Consider the following 20,865-nt stretch of genomic DNA (forward strand, 5'->3'; position numbering starts at 1 on the left):
GCCAAAATTTTCATGCCTCCGGCGGGGATATTTCCGGTAACGGGAAGAATCAAGTGCTGGCGGCCATGGCCTGCGCCAGCTTCAGCGCCTCAATCAGACTGGAGGGGTTGGCCTGTCCGGTGCCCGCGATGTCGAATGCGGTGCCGTGATCTGGTGAAGTGCGGATAAAGGGCAGCCCCAGAGTCACATTGACGCCGCGGTCGAAATCCAGCGTCTTGATCGGGATCAATGCCTGATCGTGATACATGCAGACCGCCGCGTCATAGCGGGAGCGGGCGGCGGCGTGGAACATGGTGTCGGCCGGATGGGGGCCGGTGACGTTCAGGCCCTCACTTTGCAACTGCGCGATCAGACCGTTGATCCAGTCCAGTTCCTCGCGGCCCATGGCGCCGCCTTCGCCTGCGTGCGGGTTGAGGCCCGCGACAGCGATGCGCGGGGAGGCAATACCGAACTGGCTTTGCAGGCCGGCAGCTGTGATCTCGATCGTTTCACGCAACGTTTCCGGGGTCAGCAAGGCCGGCACGTCCGACAAGGCGATGTGGATGGTTGCCGGCACCACCCGCAACTGCTCGCTGGCGAGCATCATCACCACCCGGCTGCGGCCCGCCAAAGCGGCGAGGAATTCGGTGTGCCCGGGATAGGCAAAGCCTGCGCCGTCGATCAGTGCCTTCTTGTGAATGGGGGCTGTGCAAACGGCGGCGGCTTCACCACTCTGGACCAGCTTCACCGCGGTCTCAATGGATTGGATGACGCCTGCAGCATTGGCCGGGTCCGCGGTGCCTTTGGCAGCACTGCCGCCGAAGGCCTTGGGCAGAACCGGAAAGCTGCCGGCACTGGCTGCAGCGGCCTCGGACGGGGAGGATATTTCCCGGACGGGTGTGCCGGAGGGCAGGTGGCGGGGATCACCGATCCAGAAGAACGGACAGCTGTCCCGCAGCGCCTGCCAAGCCTTGACGGCGATTTCCGGGCCGATGCCTGCGGGCTCTCCGCAGCTGAGGGCAATAGGCCCGGACAGGCTCATTTGATATCAATCCGCGCATCCGACCGCAGTTGTTCCAGGAAGCTGTCGGTCAGCGAAGTCATCCGCTGCGCGGTAAGCGCGTTAGCCACGGTTTCGCGGTTGGCGCCTTCGCCAAGGTCGGCAGTGCGGCCGCAGAGCATCAGCACCATCAGGGTCTGGCCATTGTTGCGGGTCAGCGCAGTCGAGGTCTCGCTGGGATCAAGCTTGGCCAGTTCCAGCGCGATGTCGCGGGGAATGTCGGCAGGCGGCAGGCTTTGGATCTCCAGCACAGAGGGATCCTGGCCCTGAGCGAGGCCATAGAAGTCCTCGCAGGTGTCGACATTGTTCACAACCTTCTGCGCGGCTGCCAGCCCTTCGGGTGTGCGCCCGCCTGGCAGGTAGTAGGCGGCGTATTCAATTGCGGTGTAACGCGGTGCGGCGCCTTCGACCTCGCGGACGCCGCGCATCTGGAACAGCGCCACGGCGTTCTGCAGCGGCAGAGGTTCTGAAATTTCGCCCGGTTTCAGGGCCAGCACGACTTCCTGCAGTTGCGGCGGCAGTTTGGTCAGCGGCATCCAGGGCAGGCGGCCGCCTTCGTTGCGGCTGGCCGCGGCGGAGTATTGAGCGGCAGCTGCAGAAAAGCTGTCATAGCTCTTGAGCCTTGCCACCTGTTCGATCAACTCCTCGACCTGGGCGGCGTTCTGCTCGTTGATCGGGACAATGAACTCGCTCAGAAGCACCTGGACGCTGCCGGTGCCTGCGCTGCCCATAGCGCGGTCGATCTCTTCCGGCGTGGGGCGGGCCCGGGACAGGAAGCGGGCGCGGGTGTATTCACGCCAGCCCAGTCCGACCTCAGTGAAGTCGCGCAGCGTTTGCGGCGCAACACCCTGCTGCTGCAAGGCTGTCAGGAACTCATTCAGCGACAGGTTGGCGCGGCCCGCCAGTTCTTCCATGCCGGCGGTGACATCCTCATCGGACAGTTCAATCCCTGCCTGCTTCAGCACGTCCAGCTTGAGCCGGTCGTTGATCAACTCCTCGCGGGCGGTCTCCAGCGGGTCGCCCGGCACCCGCAGTGCCGACTGAAAGCGGGCGCGCTGCTCCAGCTCGTAGCGGGTGATGACCTCGTCATTCACTGTAATTGCGGGGGCAAAGAGGTTCTGCGCCGCTGCCGGCAGGCCGGTCAGCGAAAGACCCGCGGCCAGCGCCAGCGCGGCTGCGGATTTGAGAGCACGGGAAAAGAAGGGAGCCGGGAACCGGGTATTCACGTCTTGCTGCATGACCGCCTGTACTGTTTGTTGCCGCTCTTCACGGAGAAACCGCTGAGGGAGATGGTAAAGCCGAAATCCGTTGTCGGCTCAACACTTGTTGTTGAGGTATAGCGCCGGTTGACCGAAAGGTCGACCGTTACGCATTCATTCTGATAGGCCACGCCGAGGCCTGCGCGAGTGGCGCGGGCGCCGGCAATGTCATAGCGCAGCCGGGCGCTGGCGGACCAGCTGGGGTTGATATCATAGCGCCCGTCGACCCAGATTTCCGAACTTTCCTCTACCCGGTCCTCGTCCGGATCGGTGCCCAGCCACAAGTAGGTGCCGGACAGGCTGGAGCGGTGTGTGTGCCACTCGCCGCGGACTTCGGCCTTGGAGAAGTTCAGCGAGCCGTTCAGCAGCCCGCGGCTGGAGAGGGCCAGCCCGTCGCCGAATTTGATCTGCCCGGCCAGCAGAAGGTCGGAAGAAGTGCCGCTGAGGCCCGAGCTTTTGGTGAAACGGGTGTCGTCCTCACTGCGCAGCACCTGGCCGATCGTGGCATAAGCCTGCCAGCCGTTCGGGGAATAGCGCGCCCAGTTGGTGCCATAGACCAGGGTGAACCCGTCCTCACGCGCATCGGTCGACGGAAAACGGGACAGTGACAGCAGGTTGCCCTGATCGAATTCGACGAACCGGCTTTCTTCACTGACGACATCACCGCCGCCTTCATCGCGCCAGCCCAGCTGCAGGATCGGTTCCAGGTACTGGGTCGCGCCGCTGGCTTCACGCCGGGTCATCGGCAAACGGAAGGTCATCGCTCCGCGGGGGGTCAGACGGGTGACATCCTCTGTGAAAAAGGAGTCATCATAGGCCCGGAAAGCATCCGCCGCGGCGCCAAGCTCCGCCTCTGCCAGAATGCCGTAGCCGAATTTCCAGGTCCGGTGCCAGCTGAGGTCAGCCGAAAGCCGGGCAAGGTCGCGGCCGTTGGCGTCGGTCGCGGTGGCCTCAATGCTGGAGCTGCGGTGATGGCCGTGGCCTTGAAGTGTAAGGCGCATTTCACCGCCGGTCAGGGCAGGGAAATACCGCTTCTGGTAAAAGGCCTCTGCGATGCCGGAAGGGATATCGCTTTGGACTTCGCTGTCACGCAGGGTCTTGTAGTGGGTCAGCGACGTGCGGAACAGGCTGTCGCGGCGGATCCGGGCAAGCTCTGCCCGCGAGCGCAGGCGGTCAAGGTCCGGCAGGCCGTAGTCTTCGAGATAGGCATCATCTGAGACCGCTTTGACGTCGAAGGTGAAGCGGTAGTCGCGCGGCAAGTCGAACTGGCCTTCGCCGAAGATATAGCCGCGGTCCTGATCCGGATACAGATCGTCCCGGGTGTAGGCGCCATTGAACTCAATCCGGCCGCGACGGAAGGCTTGGCGGTAGCGCAAGTCCAGTGTTCGCGTTCTGGACGAGATATAAGGCGCCACGGTCAGATCCTTGTGCGGACCGAGGGTGAAAAAGTAGGGAATTTTCAGCCCGGTTCCGAGGTTCGAAGTGGAGCGCACCGAAGGAACCAGAAAACCGCTGGCCCTTTCCAGCGAAGGATCCGGCAGGCGGATTGCCGGGAAGTAAAATACTGGCACATCCAGCACCCGCAGCTGGGCACTTTCGAAATACAGCTGCCGTTCCTGCTGGTCGTGGGTCACCCGTTCTGCCCGGATCTGCCAAAGCGGCGGGCGGCCGTCGTCGCAGACATGGCAGGAGGTGACAGCCGTCTTGTAAAGCTGCGTATAGCGGCCGCTGACCCGTGTCATCTGCAGCGAGGCCAGCTGCAGCTGCTGCTGGAACACCATGCGGGCCCCAGTCAGGAGGCCATTGCGCAAATCCTGGTCCAGCTCGGCGGCATTGGCCAGGATCGTAATGTCACCGTCCTGGTCGATGCGGATCGGACCTTCGATCTGCAGCGTGCCTGTGGTCTGGTCAAAGGTGATCTTCTTGGCGCGGAGCCGGATGTTGCCCTGAAAGGCTTCGACATTGCCTTCGGCCACGAGGGTGCGGTCCGGGGTGATGAAAACCTGGTCTGCAACCAGCATCGCGGGCTGGGCCGGATCCGGCGGCACGGCAGTCTGGGCCTGCAGGGCAGGGGGGGACAGCACCAGCCAGGGCAGCACGGCAGAAAGCAGCAGGGCGCGGCGCAAATTACCCGTCTTCGGCATGGAGAAGCAGTCCTAAGGTCAATAGTATCGCAGCGGCAGGGGGAGCCCAGGCGGCAAGGGCCACCGGTATTTGCCCGTTCTCGCCAAGGATTTGCGCGAAATTGCGGATGAAATAAAGCCCGAATCCCAACAGCACGGCCATCAGCACCGCAAGGCCGGTGCCGCCAAACCGGGCATGCCGCATGGTGAAGGACGCGCCGACCAGCACCATGGCGATCAGGAACAGCGGCCGGGCCAATTCAGCCTGAAGGCGGACTTCATAGCGTTTGGTGGTGAAGCCTGCTGCGGACAGCTCGCGAATGGTGGAGGGCAGATCGTAGATCGAGATGCCGCTGGCTGTGCCCAGTGTGTCCCGGATGCGGTCGGTTGTCAGCGTTGTCGGCAGTTGCAGTTCGTCATGCTGCGCGGCGCCGGTTTCGGGGTTGATGCCAGCCGTCAGCGGCCAGGCCTTGGCATTGGTCAGAACCCATTTGGTGCCGTCCAGCCGCGCACTGTCGGCAACGATGCGGCGGACCGGACCACCGGCGTTGGAGTAGGCGTGGATCGACACGTCAAACAGGGTTATGTCGGCGGCATCGCCGCTGTACCCCTTGGCATGAATAACCGATTGGCCGCGCAGCCCGCCCTGGCGCAGCCACAAACCTTCACCGCTGAGAGACAGCGCCGAGGGGCCGCCGTTGTGGTACGTCTCAGCCAGATCCTGATAGCGGTTGGCAGTGGCGGCTGCGATCGGGTTCAGCATGGTGACCGCAAGGCCGCCGATTACGGCGGCCATCAGCACTGGCGCCGCAAGCGCCCGGATGCCGGAGCGGCCAATGGCACGGGTGACCACCAGCTCGCTGCTGCGGGCAAGGCCGACAAACAGCACGATAGTACTGAGGATCATGATCAGCGGAAGAAACTCGCTAAGTGCTGCCGGAATGTTCAGCAGCGTCAGGCCAACCAGCTGGGCAAGGCTGAGGTCAACCGCTTCGAACCGGCGGACCTGCTCGTTCAGGTCGATCAGCACCACCAAAGTCATCAGGACAGCAACGATCACCATGAACCACTGCAGAAAACGGCGCGCGTAGTAAATGTCCAGCTTCATGCCGCGGCCTCCGGTGCCCGGCCACGAATGCGTTTCGGGCGGGCCGACAGGATCAGAAAGACCAGTGCCACTGCAAACCCCAACAGAGTGGGCAGGTAGATCAGCGGCCACAAACTGGGGTCTTGCAGCACCGGTTCGGAGACCACGCCGCGCAGGCCTTCAATGAAGATCAGCACGACGAAGGCAAGGAAGGCTTGGCGCCAGACCCCGAAGCGCGAGAAAGTGCCCAGCATCAGTGCGGAGAAGCCGATCAGCGTCACCGCGATGCAGACCAGGGCGCGGGCAAAGCGCAGGTGAAGCTCTTCGGCCTGAGCACCGGCGGAATAGCCGTCGCTTTTGGTAACCGCTGCGGTGCTGGTCATCAGCTCGAGGCTCGGAATGGCGCGGATATTGCGGGCCGGGTTCTCAGCTTTGCGGGCGAGTGAGCTGATATCGTAGGAAAAATCTGAGAAGAAAGTGGTCGAAAGCCGCTGTGTTTTGTGGTCCAGCCGCTGCGCCATCCCCTCCACCATGATCAGATGCGCGCTGGCGCCGTCTCGCACCAAAAAGGCACGGGCGCCGGTATAGGTTACCGTCATCTCCGGATCGCGGCGGTCCGACAGGAATACATCGTTCAAGGTGCCATCGGGGTCGATCTGGCGGATGTAGAAGGTCACGCCATCGGCAGGGTGAAGAAAGTCGCCCTCGCTCAGCAGCTTGGCGGTGATGTTGCGGGATACCTCGCTTTCGCGCACCTCAAGCTGGCTGATCGAGGCGGGCAGCAGGTAATGGGTCAGTGCCGACATCATCAGCGCGGTGATAACGCCGAACGCCAGCGCCGGGCGCGCCATTTGCCAGGGGCTGGTGCCGGTGGCGCGCAGCACAGTCAGTTCGCTTTCGCTGTTCAGCCGGTTGGTGACCCAGACCGCAGCGCCAAAGGCGGCAATCGGCAGCACCATGCGGATCAGGTTCGGCAGGGTGAGCGCAGTGAACTCCAAGAACACCAGCGCCGACTGGCCGTTGCCGATCAGTGTGTCGAACAGGACAACGGCCCGGTTGACCCAGAACACGGCCACCAGAATCAAGGCAAAGAAGCCGAAGAAGAGCAGATACTGTGACAGCACATATCTGTCGTAGCGTGACACCCGATCCCCCCAGACCTTGCCATTGTTATTTTGCCGGACCTTAGTGGATTTGATTGGCGGGGAAAACTGCATTCTCGCCCCGTCGGGCAATCGGCGGCGGACCGCAAGTTCCGGCCAGCGCAACCGGGTCTTTCCAACCGCCGCTCTGCAGGATACCTCTGGAGCCAAGAACCAAACGATTTTCAGCAGGAGCGCGCAAGAATGAGCAGCCTTACCCCGATCCGTTTTGCCGAATACGACCCCAAGGCAATGGCTGAGATGACCGGCCGGGTGGCGGTCTTGGTGACCCCTGAAGGCAGCATGGATCAGGCCGCGCGCAGCGCCAACCGGATGGCCAAGGGCGCCATTGCCCGGCTGATCGATTCCGAAGGGTTCAAAAAGGCCAAGGCAGGTGATGTCATTTCACTGAACTGGCCCGCAGGCATGAAGGCCGAGGCGCTGGACGTGCTGGTGCTGCCGCGCAAGCTGACGCCGGTGGAGGCGCGGCAGGCGGGCGCCAAGCTGGTCAAGGGGGCTACTGGCAAGCGGTTGACCGTCATGGCTGGCAGCATGAACAAAGCCGCGGATCTGACAATGGGTATGGCCCTGCGGGACTATTCCTTCGACAATCACAAGTCGCCGAAGGACGACAAGGCCGAAGGCGAAGTGGTGGTCGCCTCCAAGGCTCCGGCGGATCTGGAAGCCGCCTGCGCGCCGTTGCTGGCGGTAGCTGAAGGCGTTCATATGACCCGTGATCTGGTCAATGAGCCCGCAAATGTGCTGACAACCACGGAATTTGCCCGCCGCATCGAAGACATGAAGGACATTGGCCTGGAGGTCGAGATCCTGGAAGAGGCTGACCTCGAAAAGCTGGGCATGCGCACGCTGCTGAGCGTCGGGCAAGGCTCCGACAGCCCATCCAAGGTGGCAGTGATGCAATGGAAGGGCGGCGCCAAGGATGCCGCACCGCTGGCTCTGGTCGGCAAAGGCGTTGTTTTTGACACAGGCGGTATCTCCCTCAAGCCGGCGGCGGGCATGGAAGAGATGACCATGGACATGGGCGGCGCCGGTGTGGTGGCAGGCACCATGCGGGCGCTGGCGCTGCGCAAGGCGAAGGCCAATGTGGTTGGCCTGGTCGGGCTGGTGGAAAACATGCCGTCGGGCAACGCCGCCCGCCCGGGCGATGTGGTGAAGTCGATGAAGGGCGACACCGTCGAGATCATCAACACCGACGCCGAGGGCCGTTTGGTGCTATGCGACGTGCTTTGGTACGCGCAGGAGCGCTTCAAGCCCGCGGGCGTGATCGATCTGGCGACCTTGACCGGCGCGATCATCATCGGGCTGGGGCATGAAAACGCCGGTGTCTTCTCCAATGATGATGACCTGTGCAATGCCTTCCTGAAGGCTGCCAAGTCTGAGGACGAGGGCGCCTGGCGGATGCCGCTGGGCAAAGCCTATGACGAGCAGCTGAAATCCCGCATCGCCGACATGAAGAACGTTGGCGGCCGCCCTGCGGGCTCCATTACTGCGGCGCAGTTCCTACAGCGGTTCATCAAAGACGATATGCCCTGGATCCATCTGGATATCGCCGGCGTGGCATCGGTCAGCAAGGACACGGACTATGCGCCCAAGGGGGCCACCGGCTGGGGTGTGATGGCGCTGAACCGGCTGGTCGCGGATAAGTTCGAGGCGGAATAAGCCGTTATGGGAGCCGCCTATTTCTATCATCTGACGCAAAGGCCGCTGGAGGAGACCCTGCCGGTCCTTCTTGACAAGGCGCGCGGGGCGGGCTGGCGCATTGCGGTGCGCGGGCGCGATCCGGAGCGTATGGCCTGGCTGGATGACCGCCTGTGGCAGGGGCCCGAAGAGAGTTTCCGGGCTCATGGCTTGGCGGGCGGCCCCCATGACGCGCTGCAGCCCATCCTGCTGACGGCAAGGCCGGAAGCTGCCAACGGACCTGAGTGCGTGATGGCGGTGGACGGCGCTGCCGTCAGTGCCGAGGAAGTGCAGGCGCTGAGCCGGGTCTGCATCCTGTTTGACGGCACCGACCCCGAGGCCGTTCAGCACGCGCGCACCCAGTGGAAGGCCCTGACGGATGCGGGCTGTTCCGCCCAGTACTGGTCCGAGGAAAGCGGCCGCTGGGAAAAAAAGGCCGAGAAATAGGCGGATATCCGTTTGTCGCACCCCGGTGTCGGCGGAATTTTGCCGATAGCTTGTGTGAAATGTTTCGCAAGGGCAACAATTTCTCGATTTTTCGTCACGCGCCCATTATCCCTTCCATCACAAAATTCCGGTCAACCGGGAATACGGCCAGGACACTGGGGGACAGATGATTTTTCGACAGGTGGTCAAGCGGCTGCGGCTGCTTCCTATTGCCGGCGCAGGCCTTCTTTTTCTGGCCAATTGCAGCGATGTTCAGAACGGATCCGTCAGCCGGGCAGAGGCTGAGGCCGCGCGGCTGGAGTATGCGGTTCAGGAAGTTCAGTACCTCCAGTCCAAGGGCCGCCGTGTCTGGTGTGTGCCCTTTGCCCGCAATGCCAGCGGAATCGAAATCTTTGGCAATGCAAAGACCTGGTGGGCGCAAGCCACGGGGCAATACAACCGCAGCAAGCAGCCGGAACCAGGTGCCGTGATGGCGTTCAGCGCCACCCGCTCCAACCCGCTGGGGCATGTCGCGGTGGTCTCCAAGGTTGAGGATTCGCGCAGGATCCGGGTCAATCACGCCAACTGGCACCGCAATAGGATCTCGCTCGGCATGGCGGTGGTTGATGTGTCGGAAAAGAACGACTGGTCCGCGGTCCGGCTGGAAAGCAACCCGGGCGCGTTCGGACGGGTCTACCCCGTCAAAGGTTTCATCACGGCTGAACCCGGCAACGGGTAACGCCGCTGCCGTGGTGCAGTTCAGTTGCGCGGGTCAGTGACCCGGAATTTCGCCGCGTTCGATCATCTTGACGGAAATTTCCTTGAAGGCCGAACGCCACAGCGCCTCCAGCTCAAGGGTCATTTCCTTGCCGAGCGCATGGCGCAGGGTGTCGATCAGCGCCTCTTCCATTGGGGCGAAATGGTCAGTGAGGACGCCAAGAGACGCATGTGTTTTGCCGAGCTGCTGAAATTGCGGGGCTACAGCGCTCTCATCATTCAGCCTGGCAATTATCACGCCCAGTGTGGTCATGAATTTCATGCCCTGGCCTTCCAGGTCTTCGCGGAACAGCTTGCGCAACTCAGGCGCATGCCGGAACAGCGCGTCATAGAAATAGGCTGGCGATCTGCCGGTTTCTTCCTTCAGCTTGGTGTAGCTTTGCTGCAGTTGCTTGAGCTCGTCATCTGTCACGGCGGCTTGCTCCTCTCTGATTGGTTTTCTGGCTTCCAATCTAAGGGTCATGCAGACGCAGTTCCTTGATCCGCCTCAATACATTGCACACGACAGGGATGCGTGGCACGCGGCGGTTAGCGTGTCAGTACCAGCGCACCATTGCGGATCTCGATGCTGGACCAGCGCTGCAGGTAGCCCATGCCCAGCAAAGATTGATCCAGTTCGCCCTGATTGACCCAAACGCGCAGATCCGTGTCGGTGATGCCGCCCAGCGAAATCTCATCCACCCAGACAGAGGCGGTGCGCACTTCGCCATTGGCGGTGCTGGCACGGCCGAGATAGGCGAGGTTGCCGGTATCAATGCCTGCGCTTTGCGCGTCGCGCTCATTCAGCACCACCTGGCTGGCGCCGGTATCGACCAGAAACTCGACTGGCGCGCCGTTCACTTCAAGCGTCAGGTAGTAATGGCCGTCAGGAGAGCGCGGCACCTCGACCCGGCCGGCATCCATCGCCACGCTTTGCTGCGGCCGGACGGTCTGCCGGATGTCCTCCCACAGCCCGTATGAGGCGATCACGCCAAGGAAAATAAAGCCCCAGACGGCAAACATCTGCATCGTCTTGCCGAGGCTTTGACGGTTCTGGACAAAGACCCAGGACCCGACCGCAACCAGAAGGATGATCAGATAGATAAACCGTCCGATTTCATATTCGCCCATGCGCTCACCTCCTGGATATAATGTAGGTGCTGCGGGACGTTATACTAGCCGGCGAAACCGAAGTCGCGCAGGCCGTCCAGAACGAACTGCACCGAAAGTGCCGCCAGAAGCATGCCCAGAAGGCGGGTGACAACAGTGATCCCTGTCTTGCCCAGCATCCGTTCGAACAGGCCGGAGAACAGGCACATCACCAAGAGGATCGCCAGCACCGCGATCACCACGCCCATGACCATGGCGAAGCCCGCGAAACCGGGCTGCTGGCCGGTCAGCAGGATCACCGTGGCGATGGAGCCGGGGCCAGCCATCAGCGGGATTGCCAGCGGAAAGACCGAAGGATCGTCGAAGTCATCTTCCTCGCTGCGGTCCTCGCGCCGCTTGTTGCGGCGTTCGAACAGCATGTCGAGGGCGGTCAGGAACAGCAGGACGCCGCCAGCCACCCGGAAAGCGGGCATTGAAATGCCGATGAAACCCAGCACTGCTTCGCCAAATCCAGCAAAGATCGCCAGCAGGACCGCAGCCGTAATTGTTGCCCGCAGTGCTATGGAGCGGCGGCGGGAGGAGGACATGCCCTGGGTCAGGGCAATGAAAACCGGTGTCAGGCCGATCGGGTCGACGATGACGAACAAGGTAACAAAAGAGGTGATCAGAAATGCAGTGTCGATCATTGTGCCTCGGCTTTTTCCAGTTTCTCAACTGCCTTCATCCAAAGATCCTCGGCGCGGTCCTGCGCTTCCATCACTTCGGCATATTTGCGCTGCCAGACAACAGCCTCATCCTTGCGGCCTTCTTCGTACAGCGCGGGGTCTGCCAGCTTCTGGGCCAGCTTGTCCCGCATCTCGCTGACTTTTTCGAGCCGTGCCTCACCTTTGCGGACCTCGGCGCGCAGGGCCAGGATAGCGTCGCGGGAAGGGCGCTTGGGCTTGTCTGCCTTGGGTTTGCCCGCTGGTTTGTCGCGTGTCAGCAGCAGGTCGCGGTAGGCGGGCAGGTCGCCCTCAAACGGCTTTACAGTGCCGCCGGACACCAGCCACAGGCGGTCCGCCACCAGGCTGAGAAGGTGCATGTCGTGGCTGACCAGAATAACTGCGCCGGAGTAGGCTGTCAGCGCCTCAACCAAAGCCTCGCGGCTTTCGATGTCCAGGTGGTTGGTCGGTTCGTCAAGGATCAGCAGATGCGGCGCGGGCAGGGTGGCCAGCAGCAGCGACAGGCGTGCCTTCTGGCCGCCGGAGAGACGGCCTACCGCGGTATCAGCCTGATCCGCGCCAAGGCCAAAACCGGCCAGCCGGGCGCGCAGCCGGGCCTGGCCCTCGTCGGGGCGTTCGCGCTGCAGATGCTGCAGCGGTGTTTCGTCGATGTGCAGCTCATCCACCTGGTGCTGGGCGAAAAAGCCGATCCGCAGCTTGCTGGACTGGGTCATCCGTCCCGTCATCACGTCCAGGCGTCCCGACAGCATCTTGGAGAGGGTGGATTTGCCCTCGCCGTTCTTGCCCAGCAGCGCGATGCGGTCGTCCTGGTCGATGCGCAGATCCAGCCGGCTGAGGATCGTGGTGCCGTCATAGCCGACCGATGCCCCCTCGGTGGCGATGATCGGCGGCGACAGCTCCTCCGGTTCGGGGAAGGTGAACACGGTGCGTGCGGCGTCTTCGGGCGCGCGGATGGTTTCCATCTTCTCCAGCATCTTCACCCGGCTTTGCGCCTGTTTTGCCTTGCTGGCCTTGGCCTTGAACCGGTCCACAAAGGCCTGCAGATGGGCGCGGCGGGCGTCCTGTTTCTTGGCCAGGGCGGCCTGATTGGCGCGGTTGGCTGCGCGCTGGCGGGCGAACTGGTCATAGTTGCCGGAATAGAATGTCAGGCCCAGGTCTTCGAGGTGCAGAATGCCGTTCACCGAGCGGTTCAGCAGTTCACGGTCGTGGCTGATGATGATCACGGTGTGCGGGTATTTCACCAAATAGGCTTCAAGCCACAGCGCGCCTTCGAGGTCCAGATAGTTGGTCGGTTCGTCCAGCAGCAGCAGATCGGGCTGGGAGAACAACACCGACGCCAGTGCGACGCGCATCCGCCAGCCGCCTGAGAAGTCGGAGCAGGGGCGCTGCTGGGCCTCGTAGTCAAACCCGAGCCCTTTGAGGATGGAGGCAGCACGGGCCTCGGCCGACCAGGCGTCAATGTCCGCAAGGCGGGTTTGGATTTCCGCGATCCGCCCCGGATCCTGTGCGGTTTCCGCCTCCGCCATCAGCTCGGCACGTTCGGTATCGGCCGCCAGCACCGTGTCGATCAGCGACACGTCCGAGGCGGGGGCTTCCTGTGCCACCCCGCCGATCCGCGCCCGGCTGGGCAGGGAAATGCTGCCGGATTCCAGCGACAGCTCATTGCGTATCAGCCGGAACAGCGTTGTCTTGCCGGTGCCATTGCGGCCGACCAATCCGACTTTGTGTCCGGTGGGGATCGTGGCGCTGGCGCCATCGAACAGGAGGCGGCCTTCGACCGCATAGGAAATATCGCTGATACGTAACATGAACCGAGCACTGCGGCAGTGCTGCGGTGTTGTCAATGGGGGAGGGGAGCTGGCGGCGGCTGGCAGCCCCATCATGAGCTGCTATTTCAGATGCCGGGCCAGTTCATCGAAGGAGTAGGATGCAAATCCGACCAGCGGGCTCTCACCATCACGGCTGAAAGCAAAGACGTGGATCTCGTCATGGCTCAGGGTGGCGCGGCAGAAGGTGTCCGGTTTGGCGAGCTGCGCCGGACAGCTGTCCAGATCCGTGTGGGCGATAGCAGTTTCGAAAAGGCCGTATGTCATTGACATGGCAGTTTCAGCGGCAACCGCCGGGGCGGCTGCGAGGCAGGCGATCAGAGCAAATGCAGGTTTCATCATTCAACCTTGTTTCAAGTTTCAACCCTGTTCGCGCTGTGGTATCTGACAAAAACAATCAGGTAATTGCAACCCCGAAGCAGCAGCTGCGTCAAAGCTGCGCAATCCCCTCTTTATCCTGTCACAGAGCCATGCTATCGGGGCGGCAATTCGTAACGGGCCGGGCATGACGTCCGGCTTTTCAGCACAGGAGTCTGCCCCATGGCACTGGAACGCACTTTCTCGATCATCAAGCCCGATGCAACCCGCCGCAACCTGACCGGCGCAATCAACGCCAAGTTTGAAGAAGCTGGCCTGCGCGTCGTGGCGCAGAAGCGCATCCACCTGACCAAAGCGCAAGCGGGCGAGTTCTACAAGGTGCACGCCGAGCGTCCGTTCTACGACGAACTGTGCGAATTCATGGCTTCCGCGCCGATCGTTGCACAGGTTCTGGAAGGCGAGAATGCCATCGCGAAGAACCGCGAAGTCATGGGCGCCACCAACCCGGCAGACGCCGCGGCCGGCACCATCCGCGCTGAGTTCGCTGAATCGGTTGGTGAAAACTCCGTTCACGGTTCCGACGCACCGGAAACCGCAGCGGTTGAAATCGCCTACTTCTTCTCCGGCCTCGAGCTGGTCGGCTAAGCCACAGGCTTATCCGGATCTAGAAGGGCTGCAACCTCCGGGTTGCAGCCCTTCTTTTATTGTGAAAACGGCCTGCCCAGCGGGTGCTGGCGGATCCCCGGCTGATTTTGTTGCCGGGCCGGTCTGGCGGCGTAGGCCGGGGACGCCCGCAGCTCCCGCGGAGCGCTCAGGCTGGAAAACTTTCTCCGTCCCAGGCGTTTCGGCAATGGTTCACGCCTGCCTGCCCGGTCCTCGAGGTGCTGGCGGAGCAGCGCTGCATTACGGGTGTTGGACTTCCAGGCCGCATCAAACAGGTCACCCAGCAGCGGCACCGCGCCGATCAGCGCGTCGATGCCTGAGTTGGCGGCCATCCGGGCCAGCACCGGGGCGGAGGCGCCCATGCGGTATCCGGAGTAGAGGAGGTAGCCGGCAGGCAGCAGGGCAAACGCGTCGCCGATGCCTGGCACCAGGCCTGCGATGCTGTCCCAGCCTATCCTCACCCCAATAACCGGAACGCGGAAGGCGCGGTCCATACGATGGGCAAGGCGCTCAAGTTTCAGCAACCGCTTTTGCTGATATTCCGGCAGTTCAGGCATGGCGCGGCGTCCTTGCAATAATCCAGACCGCGTGAACGATGCCGGGGATGTAGCCAAGAAGCGTGAGCAGAATGTTCAGCCAGAAATGCTTGCCCAGGCCCACCTGCAGGAACACGCCCAGCGGCGGCAAAATGACTGCGAAAATGATGCGGATCAGGTCCATGCCGGATCTCCCTTGGTTGCGACTGTCCTTGGAGACACAACGCTGCAGCACTGGAAAAGGTTGCAGTCTTGCCAGCTGGCTGGTTTTTCGCGGCCTTGCAATCACCTGACCCTGGCCCCGCCCGGGGGGTTAGAGCGTCTTCAAATCCGCAGGCGTTGCACGCACGCCGATGGCGTCCAGTTCCGCCAGCAGTTTGGAGCTGTGCTGCGGGCGCGTCTCTGCCTTGATCGCATCAAAGCGTTTGCGCAGCTCTTCTTTTTCTTTTCCCTTGCAGTCATTCCAGGGCCGCCCCTGCAAGGCCATCACCAGCACGTAGTAGCCGATGAAATGCGGCCGGGTGCCGGTTTGCAACAGCTTGGCATAGGCTGCATCGGCACCAATCGCGCGCAGCTCTTCGGCGGAGGTGATACCTGCGCGGTGGCAGGCTTCCTCGTAGGCGGGGCCGAGGTTGCGGATGGAGGAGATGGCTGTGTTCACGGTTTGTTTCTATCTGCGCGATCTTCTGTTGTCACGCGGAAATCTTGCATCGTTGTCATTGTTATCCGGCACTTTGACGCTGGGTTCCGCGCCGGAATGGGTGATTGACAGTCTCATTTGCTGCGGAAACGCTACCGGAGCAACCGGCAGGAGGGCGAAGGATGAGCAATGCAGCGTACAGGCCTGTGAGCGTTGAGGGATTTGACCTGGCGAACCCGCCAGAGGGGTTTATTGCGGATCCCTTCCCCTACTACGATGCCTTGTTGCGCGATGCTCCGGTGCTGCCGCAGCCGGACGGGTCCTTGCTGGTCTGCCGCCATGCGGATCTGGACAGGATCTACCGTGATACCACTTTGTTTTCCTCGGACAAAAAACGCGTCTTTGCACCCAAATACGGCGCGGGTTCGCCGCTGTTTGAGCATCACACCACCTCGCTTGTGTTCTCCGACCCGCCCTTGCACACGCGGGTGCGCAAGATCATGACCTCTGCCCTGACACCGCGGGCGATTTCCAGGATGGAGCCGGGGCTGATTGAAACCGTCGACCATTTGCTGAACTCTATGGCGGGAAGCGGCGAGGTGGATCTGATAGGGGATTTCGCTGCCTCCATTCCGATCCAGATCATCGGCAATCTGCTGGATGTTCCACTGGGGGAACGGGCGCCCTTGCGGGATTGGTCGCTGGCGATCCTCGGCGCGCTGGAGCCTGCGCTGAGCGAGGCCCAACTGGCGGCGGGGCACCGCGCAGTGGAGGAATTCAAGGACTACCTGCAAGACCTGATCGCACGGCGGCGGGCCAGACCGGGCGACATTGAGACCGATGTGCTGACCCGGCTGATCCGGGGCGAGGGGGCAGACGGGACCCTTAGTGAGATCGAGCTGATCCAGAATTGCATTTTCATCCTGAATGCAGGTCATGAGACCACCACGAACCTGATCGGCAACGGGCTGGCGCTGCTGAACGACCATCCAGAGCAACGGCGGCGCTTGCTGGAAGAACCGGAGCTGATAAAGCCCGCGGTGGAGGAGGTACTGCGGTTCCGCTCTCCGAACCAGCTGGGCAATAGGGAAACTACCGCAGAGGCGGAGATCGGCGGTATCCGGGTGCCTGCTGCGACCAACCTGCATCTGGTGATCGGGGCGGCGAACCGCGATCCGGGCGTGTTTGAAAACCCTGCGGAATTTGACATCGCCCGTACACCGAACCGGCACCTGGCCTTTGCTGGCGGTCCGCATGTCTGTGTCGGGCTGACGCTGGCCCGGCTGGAGGGCAAGATTGCCATCGAGCGCCTGCTGCGCCGGTTTCCGTACTACCGCATTTTGCCCGGGAGAGTGCCGGGCGGACGGATCCGGTTTCGCGGCTATGCGCGCTTGCCCGCGGCGCTGGGGTGAGGGGACGGCTGCACTCAGATTGCCGCTGACCTGTAGGCGCTCGGCGGTGCGCCGGTCCAGCGGCGGAAGGCGCGGTGAAAGTTGGCGGCGGAGGAAAACCCGGTGTCCTGCGAGATTTCCTCGATGCTTTTCAGGCCGGATTGCAGGTCGCGTATTGCCAGGTCGCGGCGCAGCCCGTCCTTGATGGCCTGAAAAGACGTGTCCTCAGCATCCAGTCGGCGCATCAGCGTGCGCGGGGTGACGCTTAGCGCTCTTGCTGCGTCCGCAAGATGACAATTCTCCCAGCTGCTCCGGTACAGGAATTCCCGTACTTTCAGCGACTGGGTGTGTTCGCGGAACCCGGTGAAAATCCAGTCGCGAGGCGCCCGGGCCAGAAAGTCGTTCAGCTCTGCATTGCTGCGGTGGCCGGGCAATCCAGCGGAGCCGGTGTCGAAGTCGATCGCGGACCACTGCGCACCAAAGCTGACAGGGGCAGGGAAGATGACCGCATAGTCCTGGGCAAACGCGGGGCGTTCAAAGGCGAACTGCACAGCGCGGACCGGCACTTCATATCCAGCAAGCCACGACAGCAGCCCGTGCGCCAGTTTCAGGATCAGCATGTGCCCGAACCGCTGCGCAGGCTGGCTGCCTTGGGGCACCAGTTGCAGGCCGGTGCTGGTGGTATCCTCAGTCAGGCCGACCCGGTAGTCGTCCAGCAGCAGGTTCCAGAACGTGGAAAACCGGTGCAAGGCGGCGGGCAGCGTGCTGGCTTCGCGCACGGTTGTCAGCAGATGCTGCAAGGCCCTGGGCCTTACCGGCCGGCTCCAGAGGCCCGTCATCTCGTCCCCGGTTTCAACTGCGGCAATCTGATAAAGCCGTACGATCTGATCCAGCGTGACCCGATGGGTCAGTTGCCCCTCCGCCAGATGCAGCCCGGCCCGTTGCAGGAAAGTCGCCAGTTGTCCTTCCTCGCTGCATTTGCGCAGCGCGTGCAGCCAGTCTCCGGCAAACTGCGGTGACACTGTTGCAAGGCTAGAGGAATCTGGCGGAGGGATCTGCATCGTGAATGCGATTCTTGTCATTTTTTGAAAGGATTTTGTCTGTAATGAACGTGGAATAGCACCATTGCAACGCGTATCTGGCATGAAGGAACAATAATCCGGAGCCACGGAAATGACCTACCAGGCGCCCATTCGCGACATCATGTTCAACATTGAACACCTGCCACCCGAGCCGGAAGCAGGTGCTGCTGGCGGTGGGATCGAACTGGAAGATGTTGGCGCTGCGCTAGAGGCGCTGGGACGCTTCTGCTCGGACATCGTTGCGCCGTTGTCCCGAGTTGGGGATGAAACGGGTGCGCGGCTGGACGGGGCAGAAGCCGTTTTGCCTGAGGCCTATACGCAAGCCTATGCGCAGTTCGCTGAAATGGGCTGGCAAAGCCTGCCGCACCCGGAAGAGTTCGGCGGCATGGGCCTGCCGCGGGCGGCTGCAGCGGCTGCGACCGAGATTTTGAATGCTTCGGACCTCAGCTTTGGCCTGTGCCCGCTGCTGACCGATGGCGCGGTGGAGGCACTGCTGCTGACCGGATCGGATGCGCAGAAGCAGAAATACCTGGAGCGGATGATTTCCGGCCAGTGGTCCGGCACCATGAACCTGACCGAGCCGCAAGCAGGCAGCGATCTGGGGCGGGTGCGCTGCAAGGCGGAACCGGCGGGGGATGGCACTTTTGCGGTCTCCGGCACCAAGATCTTCATCACCTATGGTGAGCACGGGCTGACGGAGAACATCATTCACCTGGTGCTGGCCCGAACCCCGAATGCGCCGGCTGGCCCCAAGGGGCTCAGCCTGTTCATTGTGCCTAAGTTCCTGGTGGAGGAAGACGGCACGCTGGGCGGCCGCAACGCAGTCACCTGTGTTAGCCTGGAACACAAGCTGGGCGTCCGGGCCAGCCCGACCGCCGTGCTGGAATACGATGGCGCGACCGGTTTCCTGGTCGGCGAGGAGAACCGCGGGCTGGAGTATATGTTCGTGATGATGCGCGCCGCCCGCTTTGCCGTGGGTGTGCAGGGTGTTGCTGTGTCGGAACGCGCCTGTCAGCATGCGCTGCAATACGCACAGGACCGCGTGCAAAGCCGCCCGGTGGATGGCAGCACCAAAGATGCCGCGCCGATCATCCGCCACCCGGACGTGCAGCGGATGCTGCTGCGGATGCGGGCGCTGACCGAAGGCGGGCGGGCGCTGGCGATTGCCACTGCGGGCTGGCTGGACCTGGCCAAGCAGGGCAGTTCCGACGCTGAGGAAATGGCCGAATTCCTGGTGCCGCTGGTCAAGGCCTTCTGCACCGAGCGGTCTCTGGAAGTCACTTCCCTTGGGGTGCAGGTGCACGGCGGCATGGGCTTCATCGAGGAGACTGGTGTTGCCCAGTTCTACCGCGACGCGCGGATCCTGCCGATCTATGAGGGCACAACGGCTATCCAGGCCAACGACCTTCTGGGCCGCAAGGTGCTGCGGGACGGCGGCGCAACTGCCCGCCGCTTTGCAGGGCTGGTGCAGGAAACCGAACAATCGCTGCAGGGTGGCAATGCCCAGGCGCAGGCCGTGGCAAAACGGCTGAGTGAGGCGCGCCAGATGTTTGAGGTCAGTCTGGCCTGGCTGCTGGAAACTGCCGGCAAGGACCCCAACGCGGCCTATGGCGGCAGCGTGCCGTTCCTGATGCTGACCGGCAACCTCGCCGCCGCCTGGCAGCTGGGCCGGTCCGTCCTGGCGGCCAGCACCAAGCTGGAGCAGAACGAGGAAACTGCCTTCATGACGCAGAAGATCGCTACGGCAGTCTTCTATGCGCAGCACATCCTGGTGGAATGCGGCGCCGAACACTTGCGTATCACCGAAGGCAGTACCAGCCTGGGCGATGCCGCAGTCAACTTTTGAATACTTAACACTAGCGGCACGGCTCTGTGCTGGAAAACTAAGAAAGGGCCAACTCCATGACCCAAGCGGCAAATACGCAATCTTATGAAAACCTTGAAATCGAACAGCAAGACAATGGCGTCAGCATCGTCCGGCTGAACCGCCCCACCAAGCGCAACGCGCTGGATACCGCCACAATCGAGGAGCTGGTCACCTTCTTCAGCAATGCCCACCGCAATGGCGTGAAGGCCGTGGTGCTGGCAGGCAAGGGCGACCACTTCTGCGCAGGGCTCGATCTGGTCGAGCATTGGAAGGCTGACCGCAGCCCTGACGATTTCATGCATGTGTGCCTGCGCTGGCATGAAGCCTTCAACAAGATGGAATACGGCGGCGTTCCGGTTATCGCCGCGCTGCAGGGCGCGGTTGTCGGCGGCGGGCTGGAACTGGCCAGCGCCGCCCATATCCGGGTAATTGACCAGAGCACCTATTTCGCGCTTCCCGAGGGCCAGCGCGGTATCTTCACTGGCGGCGGCGCCACCATCCGGGTCTCTGATATGATCGGGAAATACCGGATGATCGACATGATTCTGACCGGCCGCGTCTATCAGGGGCAGGAGGCCGTCGATCTAGGCCTGGCGCAATACATCACCGAAGGTTCCAGCTTCGACAAAGCGCTGGAGCTTGCGGACAAGATTGCCGAAAACCTGCCGCTGACCAACTATGCGATCTGTTCGGCAATCAGCCATCTGAACAATATGTCCGGCATGGATGCGGCTTATGCCGAAGCAGTGGTGGCGGGCGTGGTGAACACCCAGCCCGCAGCCCGGGAACGGCTGGAGGCCTTTGCCAACAAGACCGCTGCCCGGGTGCGTCCCAACAGCTAATTCTTCGATGCGCGCCGCCAGTGGCAGGGGCAGCCTGGCGGCGCCAAAAAGCATTGTTCCCGGGGCTCCAGCCAGTGCGGCGGCTGCCCGGCCTGTTTGAAGCGCAAAAGAAAAGGGCCTAGCGAGTGATCGCTAAGCCCTTGAATTCTTTGGCTCCGGCGGTAGGGATCGAACCTACGACCAATTGATTAACAGTCAACTGCTCTACCGCTGAGCTACGCCGGAACATGTGGCGTCGTATAGGATTTCCGGCCTGCGGCGTCCAGAGGAAATTCTCATCCGGCAGCAATTTTTTTCGCTGCGCCTGGCTTCGCTCCGGCGGACGCCGCGAGGGCGAT

The 20,865-nt window shown here is 62.4% G+C and carries 21 protein-coding genes and 1 tRNA gene; 7 read left to right on the forward strand and 15 right to left on the reverse strand.

The genetic code is table 11. The features are described 5' to 3' along the window. Positions 1 to 49 precede the first annotated feature (49 nt). From pdxA to lptF, 5 genes are read right to left on the reverse strand one after another with little or no spacing between them, the layout of a single operon-like run. A complete protein-coding gene (gene pdxA / locus RA25_RS06010; protein WP_039170702.1) occupies positions 50 to 1,021 on the reverse strand; it encodes a 4-hydroxythreonine-4-phosphate dehydrogenase PdxA in 972 nt (323 codons plus the stop codon). Further along, a complete protein-coding gene (locus tag RA25_RS06015; RefSeq protein ID WP_019298534.1) occupies positions 1,018 to 2,277 on the reverse strand; it encodes a peptidylprolyl isomerase in 1,260 nt (419 codons plus the stop codon). Before RA25_RS06015 ends, pdxA begins: the two co-directional genes overlap by 4 nt. Beyond that, positions 2,262 to 4,442, reverse strand: a complete 2,181-nt coding sequence (locus RA25_RS06020; RefSeq protein ID WP_193747965.1) for an LPS-assembly protein LptD — start codon at positions 4,440 to 4,442, stop codon at positions 2,262 to 2,264. The genes RA25_RS06015 and RA25_RS06020 overlap by 16 nt, the downstream gene beginning before the upstream one ends. Then, a complete protein-coding gene (gene lptG / locus RA25_RS06025; RefSeq protein ID WP_039145651.1) occupies positions 4,426 to 5,529 on the reverse strand; it encodes an LPS export ABC transporter permease LptG in 1,104 nt (367 codons plus the stop codon). The genes RA25_RS06020 and lptG overlap by 17 nt, the downstream gene beginning before the upstream one ends. Further along, positions 5,526 to 6,653, reverse strand: a complete 1,128-nt coding sequence (lptF, locus tag RA25_RS06030; RefSeq protein WP_019298531.1) for an LPS export ABC transporter permease LptF — start codon at positions 6,651 to 6,653, stop codon at positions 5,526 to 5,528. The genes lptG and lptF overlap by 4 nt, the downstream gene beginning before the upstream one ends. 201 nt (positions 6,654 to 6,854) lie before the next feature. On the opposite strand from lptF, the gene RA25_RS06035 reads away from it, so the two are divergent. From RA25_RS06035 to RA25_RS06045, 3 genes are all read left to right on the forward strand, one after another. Continuing rightward, positions 6,855 to 8,330 carry a leucyl aminopeptidase gene (locus RA25_RS06035; protein WP_039170708.1) on the forward strand — a complete coding sequence of 492 codons (1,476 nt, stop codon included), beginning with the start codon at positions 6,855 to 6,857 and terminating at the stop codon, positions 8,328 to 8,330. A gap of 6 nt (positions 8,331 to 8,336) precedes the next feature. After that, the gene (locus tag RA25_RS06040; RefSeq protein WP_039170711.1) at positions 8,337 to 8,795 is read left to right on the forward strand and encodes a DNA polymerase III subunit chi; all 459 of its coding nucleotides are present in this window, start codon (positions 8,337 to 8,339) and stop codon (positions 8,793 to 8,795) included. 166 nt (positions 8,796 to 8,961) lie between these two features. Continuing rightward, complete coding sequence (locus RA25_RS06045; RefSeq protein ID WP_039170714.1) at positions 8,962 to 9,513, forward strand: CHAP domain-containing protein; 552 nt, start codon at positions 8,962 to 8,964, stop codon at positions 9,511 to 9,513. Between the two features lie 33 nt (positions 9,514 to 9,546). On the opposite strand, the gene RA25_RS06050 is transcribed toward RA25_RS06045, so the two are convergent. The 5 genes from RA25_RS06050 to RA25_RS06070 form a co-directional block, all read right to left on the reverse strand. Then, the gene (locus RA25_RS06050; RefSeq protein WP_039170717.1) at positions 9,547 to 9,963 is read right to left on the reverse strand and encodes a globin domain-containing protein; all 417 of its coding nucleotides are present in this window, start codon (positions 9,961 to 9,963) and stop codon (positions 9,547 to 9,549) included. A gap of 116 nt (positions 9,964 to 10,079) precedes the next feature. Then, on the reverse strand, positions 10,080 to 10,661 hold the full coding sequence (locus RA25_RS06055; protein ID WP_039170720.1) for a retropepsin-like aspartic protease family protein: 582 nt from the start codon (positions 10,659 to 10,661) through the stop codon (positions 10,080 to 10,082). 44 nt (positions 10,662 to 10,705) lie between these two features. Next, a complete protein-coding gene (locus RA25_RS06060) occupies positions 10,706 to 11,326 on the reverse strand; it encodes a MarC family protein (protein ID WP_019298524.1) in 621 nt (206 codons plus the stop codon). Continuing rightward, positions 11,323 to 13,170, reverse strand: coding sequence for an ABC-F family ATP-binding cassette domain-containing protein (locus RA25_RS06065; RefSeq protein ID WP_019298523.1), 1,848 nt, complete (start codon positions 13,168 to 13,170; stop codon positions 11,323 to 11,325). The genes RA25_RS06060 and RA25_RS06065 overlap by 4 nt, the downstream gene beginning before the upstream one ends. An 81-nt stretch (positions 13,171 to 13,251) precedes the next feature. Then, positions 13,252 to 13,527 (reverse strand): hypothetical protein, encoded by a 276-nt coding sequence (locus tag RA25_RS06070; protein ID WP_241477371.1) that lies wholly within the window; start codon positions 13,525 to 13,527, stop codon positions 13,252 to 13,254. Positions 13,528 to 13,728: 201 nt separating this feature from the next. Here RA25_RS06070 and ndk point away from each other — a divergent pair, with 201 nt between their 5' ends. After that, a complete protein-coding gene (gene ndk, locus RA25_RS06075; RefSeq protein WP_019298521.1) occupies positions 13,729 to 14,151 on the forward strand; it encodes a nucleoside-diphosphate kinase in 423 nt (140 codons plus the stop codon). A gap of 56 nt (positions 14,152 to 14,207) precedes the next feature. On the opposite strand, the gene RA25_RS06080 is transcribed toward ndk, so the two are convergent. The 3 genes from RA25_RS06080 to RA25_RS06090 all read right to left on the reverse strand — a co-directional run bounded on the left by RA25_RS06080 (position 14,208) and on the right by RA25_RS06090 (position 15,366). Next, positions 14,208 to 14,726 carry a DUF4112 domain-containing protein gene (locus tag RA25_RS06080; RefSeq protein WP_019298520.1) on the reverse strand — a complete coding sequence of 173 codons (519 nt, stop codon included), beginning with the start codon at positions 14,724 to 14,726 and terminating at the stop codon, positions 14,208 to 14,210. Next, positions 14,719 to 14,889, reverse strand: a complete 171-nt coding sequence (locus RA25_RS22335; protein WP_019298519.1) for a YqaE/Pmp3 family membrane protein — start codon at positions 14,887 to 14,889, stop codon at positions 14,719 to 14,721. Before RA25_RS22335 ends, RA25_RS06080 begins: the two co-directional genes overlap by 8 nt. Before the next feature lie 129 nt (positions 14,890 to 15,018). Beyond that, entirely contained in the window at positions 15,019 to 15,366 is a 348-nt protein-coding gene (locus RA25_RS06090) for a TfoX/Sxy family protein (RefSeq protein ID WP_019298518.1), read from the reverse strand. Positions 15,367 to 15,527: 161 nt separating this feature from the next. Here RA25_RS06090 and RA25_RS06095 point away from each other — a divergent pair, with 161 nt between their 5' ends. Beyond that, positions 15,528 to 16,757: a cytochrome P450 gene (locus RA25_RS06095; protein WP_039170722.1), complete on the forward strand. Its 1,230-nt coding sequence runs from the start codon at positions 15,528 to 15,530 to the stop codon at positions 16,755 to 16,757. Between the two features lie 14 nt (positions 16,758 to 16,771). Here the strand turns inward: RA25_RS06095 and RA25_RS06100 are convergent, their stop codons facing one another. After that, entirely contained in the window at positions 16,772 to 17,797 is a 1,026-nt protein-coding gene (locus tag RA25_RS06100) for an AraC family transcriptional regulator (RefSeq protein ID WP_039170724.1), read from the reverse strand. A gap of 112 nt (positions 17,798 to 17,909) precedes the next feature. On the opposite strand from RA25_RS06100, the gene RA25_RS06105 reads away from it, so the two are divergent. Further along, positions 17,910 to 19,664, forward strand: coding sequence for an acyl-CoA dehydrogenase (locus tag RA25_RS06105; RefSeq protein ID WP_039170729.1), 1,755 nt, complete (start codon positions 17,910 to 17,912; stop codon positions 19,662 to 19,664). A gap of 56 nt (positions 19,665 to 19,720) precedes the next feature. After that, the gene (gene dmdD / locus RA25_RS06110; protein ID WP_019298514.1) at positions 19,721 to 20,527 is read left to right on the forward strand and encodes a methylthioacryloyl-CoA hydratase; all 807 of its coding nucleotides are present in this window, start codon (positions 19,721 to 19,723) and stop codon (positions 20,525 to 20,527) included. A 150-nt stretch (positions 20,528 to 20,677) separates the two neighbouring features. On the opposite strand, the gene RA25_RS06115 is transcribed toward dmdD, so the two are convergent. Next, positions 20,678 to 20,752: transfer RNA gene (locus tag RA25_RS06115), tRNA-Asn, on the reverse strand. Between the last annotated feature and the right edge of the window lie 113 nt (positions 20,753 to 20,865).

This window comes from Leisingera sp. ANG-S5 (assembly GCF_000813925.1).
In the GTDB taxonomy this organism is placed as follows: Bacteria; Pseudomonadota; Alphaproteobacteria; order Rhodobacterales; family Rhodobacteraceae; genus Leisingera.

What these genes read in the sequence shown, in the direction of transcription:
- RA25_RS22335 (WP_019298519.1), bottom strand. Translation starts at nt 14,889, where the DNA reads ATGGACCTGATCCGCATCATTTTCGCAGTCATTTTGCCGCCGCTGGGC.
- RA25_RS06055 (WP_039170720.1), bottom strand. Translation starts at nt 10,661, where the DNA reads ATGGGCGAATATGAAATCGGACGGTTTATCTATCTGATCATCCTTCTG.
- RA25_RS06020 (WP_193747965.1), bottom strand. Translation starts at nt 4,442, where the DNA reads ATGCCGAAGACGGGTAATTTGCGCCGCGCCCTGCTGCTTTCTGCCGTG.
- pdxA (WP_039170702.1), bottom strand. Translation starts at nt 1,021, where the DNA reads ATGAGCCTGTCCGGGCCTATTGCCCTCAGCTGCGGAGAGCCCGCAGGC.
- RA25_RS06070 (WP_241477371.1), bottom strand. Translation starts at nt 13,527, where the DNA reads ATGAAACCTGCATTTGCTCTGATCGCCTGCCTCGCAGCCGCCCCGGCG.
- RA25_RS06100 (WP_039170724.1), bottom strand. Translation starts at nt 17,797, where the DNA reads ATGCAGATCCCTCCGCCAGATTCCTCTAGCCTTGCAACAGTGTCACCG.
- lptG (WP_039145651.1), bottom strand. Translation starts at nt 5,529, where the DNA reads ATGAAGCTGGACATTTACTACGCGCGCCGTTTTCTGCAGTGGTTCATG.
- RA25_RS06015 (WP_019298534.1), bottom strand. Translation starts at nt 2,277, where the DNA reads ATGCAGCAAGACGTGAATACCCGGTTCCCGGCTCCCTTCTTTTCCCGT.
- RA25_RS06105 (WP_039170729.1), top strand. Translation starts at nt 17,910, where the DNA reads ATGACCTACCAGGCGCCCATTCGCGACATCATGTTCAACATTGAACAC.
- ndk (WP_019298521.1), top strand. Translation starts at nt 13,729, where the DNA reads ATGGCACTGGAACGCACTTTCTCGATCATCAAGCCCGATGCAACCCGC.
- RA25_RS06065 (WP_019298523.1), bottom strand. Translation starts at nt 13,170, where the DNA reads ATGTTACGTATCAGCGATATTTCCTATGCGGTCGAAGGCCGCCTCCTG.
- RA25_RS06035 (WP_039170708.1), top strand. Translation starts at nt 6,855, where the DNA reads ATGAGCAGCCTTACCCCGATCCGTTTTGCCGAATACGACCCCAAGGCA.
- RA25_RS06045 (WP_039170714.1), top strand. Translation starts at nt 8,962, where the DNA reads ATGATTTTTCGACAGGTGGTCAAGCGGCTGCGGCTGCTTCCTATTGCC.
- RA25_RS06080 (WP_019298520.1), bottom strand. Translation starts at nt 14,726, where the DNA reads ATGCCTGAACTGCCGGAATATCAGCAAAAGCGGTTGCTGAAACTTGAG.
- RA25_RS06060 (WP_019298524.1), bottom strand. Translation starts at nt 11,326, where the DNA reads ATGATCGACACTGCATTTCTGATCACCTCTTTTGTTACCTTGTTCGTC.
- RA25_RS06095 (WP_039170722.1), top strand. Translation starts at nt 15,528, where the DNA reads ATGAGCAATGCAGCGTACAGGCCTGTGAGCGTTGAGGGATTTGACCTG.
- RA25_RS06040 (WP_039170711.1), top strand. Translation starts at nt 8,337, where the DNA reads ATGGGAGCCGCCTATTTCTATCATCTGACGCAAAGGCCGCTGGAGGAG.
- dmdD (WP_019298514.1), top strand. Translation starts at nt 19,721, where the DNA reads ATGACCCAAGCGGCAAATACGCAATCTTATGAAAACCTTGAAATCGAA.